This is a genomic window from Acidovorax cavernicola (genome assembly GCF_003581445.1).
This window is the reverse complement of the sequence record NZ_QXMN01000209.1, coordinates 1-1,477: the sequence shown is the minus strand read 5'-3', so window position 1 is coordinate 1,477 and position 1,477 is coordinate 1. Positions and strand designations below refer to the sequence as shown.

The window sequence follows — 1,477 nt, the reverse complement described above, 5'->3', positions numbered from 1 at the left end:
ACTTTCCCGTGTGCCTGCTGGTCAATGCCGTGGTGAACTGGTTCTGGCCCGATTCGCTGGCCATCAATCTGGCCGGGCTGTGGGCGGCGTTTGCGCTGTCGCTGGCCATGGGGCAGCTGCTGTATCAGCGCGTCGAGCGCCATATGCCCGGCTGGCAGGACGTGCTGCGCTGGCAGGTGAGCCTGGTGGGCACCGGGATGCTGATGGCGTGGATTACTTGATGTAGCCCCCACGCTGGCCCACTGCGTGAAGTAAAGCCCAGATGCTCAGCGGTGCAGTTCGCCCGCGCTTTCGGGTTGGTAGAGGATGCCGGTCACGCGCACGGTCATGATCTTGCCGCCCGGGCCGGGCCAGGCGAGTTCGTCGCCCACGGACAGGCCCAGCAGCGCGCTGCCCACGGGCGCGAAGATCGACACGCGGTCGGCGCTGCCATCGATGTCGCGCGGATAGACCAGGGTCAGGCGGAAGTCCTGGCGGGTTTCGAGGATCTCGAACTGCACCGTGGAATTCATCGTCACCACATTGGGCGGAATCTGCGCCGGTTCGACCACATCCGCGCGGTCGAGTTCGGCCTCGAGATCGGCCTTGCCCGGGAACACGGACGCGGGAATCGCCGCCAGCAAGGCTTCGATGCGATCGAGATCCAGGGAGGAAAGAATGATCTGCGGCTTGCGCGACATGGGGGGTACCTTGCTGAAGACTAACGCTCCACTGTAGATGATGCACCAATATCGCACGGTTTAGGTGCGAATTGACAGGCCCGTTTCCGGGCCTGCTCTCAAGCCTTCAACTGCGCGGCATGGTGGCGCAGATGGTCGTCGATGAACGTCTGGATGAAGTAGTAGCCGTGGTCATAGCCCGGCTGGCGGCGCAGCGTCAGCGCCTGGCCCACCTGCGCGCAAGCGCTTTCGAAGGCCTCGGGCAGCAGCTGCTTTTCGATCAGGAACTTGTCGGCCAGGCCCTGGTCGATGAGGATGCCGGCAGGGTAGGGCGCGGCGGTTTGCGCGGCCATGAGCAGGCTGGCGTCGTGCGCGGCCCAGGTGGACTCGTCGTCGCCCAGATAGCCGGTGAACGCCTTGCGGCCCCAGGCGCATTGGCTGGGGTTGGCAATCGGCGCAAACGCCGACACGCTCTTGAACTTGCCGGGATGGCGCAGGGCCAGCGTCAGCGCGCCATGGCCGCCCATCGAGTGGCCGAAGATGCCCACGCGCTGCGCGTCGATGGGCAGCTTGCTGCCCAGCAGCGGCAGCAGTTCCTCTAGCAAATAGCTTTCCATGCGCCAGTGCAGGCCCCAGGGGCGGGTCGTGGCGTCGAGGTAGAAGCCCGCGCCCACGCCGAAGTCCCAGCTCTCGGCTTCGCCGGGCAGGTTGGCACCACGCGGGCTGGTGTCGGGCGCGATCAGCGCCAGGCCCAGCTCGGCCGCCAGGCGCTGCGCGCCGGCCTTGGTCATGAACGTCTCTTCGGTACAGGTCAACCC

General features: G+C 66.1%; 2 protein-coding genes and 1 pseudogene. 1 reads left to right on the top strand and 2 read right to left on the bottom strand.

The window, feature by feature from the left end; genetic code table 11:
* Window positions 1-221: pseudogene (locus D3H34_RS34425) on the top strand (acyltransferase family protein); the annotation flags it as partial.
* Window positions 222-266: 45 nt separating this feature from the next.
* On the opposite strand, the gene rnk reads toward D3H34_RS34425, so the two are convergent.
* Together rnk and fghA are read right to left on the bottom strand one after the other, a co-directional pair.
* The gene (gene rnk / locus D3H34_RS32570; RefSeq protein ID WP_119558853.1) at window positions 267-680 is read right to left on the bottom strand and encodes a nucleoside diphosphate kinase regulator; all 414 of its coding nucleotides are present in this window, start codon (window positions 678-680) and stop codon (window positions 267-269) included.
* A gap of 98 nt (window positions 681-778) precedes the next feature.
* Window positions 779-1,477 (bottom strand): S-formylglutathione hydrolase (fghA, locus tag D3H34_RS32565; protein WP_119558854.1); only part of this gene is annotated, 699 nt, incomplete at its 5' end.